Genomic DNA, 683 nt, shown 5'->3' with positions numbered 1-683 from the left:
CCGTGTTCGCATAATCGGTCGATGCCAGGTTCGTGGTCACGTCCTGCATTTCGCCCAGGTCCAGCACCACTGACGCAAAGGGATGGGTCGAACCTTGCTCCAGCCGAAGGCTTGCTTGCGCCTGCACCCAGTAGCCCATGCCTTCGCTGATGGAAAAACTCTCGACCACTCGGCCCGGACGAGCGACTTGCTTGACCGAACGCGCAAAGTCGCCTGCGATCACATTGAAGCGCACAGTCACTTCTGCTGTGGTCGGCAGGGTTCTGACAAAGCTGATTTGCGGCTCGCCGAATACTACCCCCTGAAACGAAACGGACTGTTGCGCGCCTTCGTCGAGCTCAGCCTCCAGTATGAGGGGCTCAATGAACGTGCGCTCTCCCAGCGCTTCGAGAAACTGCTCGCGCAGTTTCATGTTCAGCACCGCCTGATTGAGCGCGAGCACACCGCCCCAGCCACTGCGTATCGTGGCGCTTTCCAATAACTTGAGCAGTACTTCTTTGGAATGACTGGCCATATCAGTTCACCTTCTCAGTACCCAGCAACTGTACGAATCGCTGGCTGGAAACGAATGGGACGGGAATGATCATGTAGGCGAAACGGTCCACGCTATCGCCGTCGTCATAGAACGCAGTGACGATTGCATACTGCTCGGCGCTGCCCGCCTTGGGTGTATACAGGCCGTT

At 57.4% G+C, this 683-nt stretch carries 1 protein-coding gene; it reads right to left on the bottom strand.

Annotated features, from left to right (window positions below; genetic code table 11):
• The coding region (locus PM2_RS29460; protein WP_042132659.1) for a hypothetical protein at positions 1–514 on the bottom strand (514 nt) is incomplete at its 3' end.
• Positions 515–683 lie beyond the last annotated feature (169 nt).

The organism is Pseudomonas monteilii NBRC 103158 = DSM 14164 (assembly GCF_000730605.1).
Taxonomy (GTDB): Bacteria; Pseudomonadota; Gammaproteobacteria; order Pseudomonadales; family Pseudomonadaceae; genus Aquipseudomonas; species Aquipseudomonas monteilii.
The sequence above is the reverse complement of the archived record's forward strand: the minus strand, read 5'-3'. Positions and strand labels throughout refer to the sequence as shown.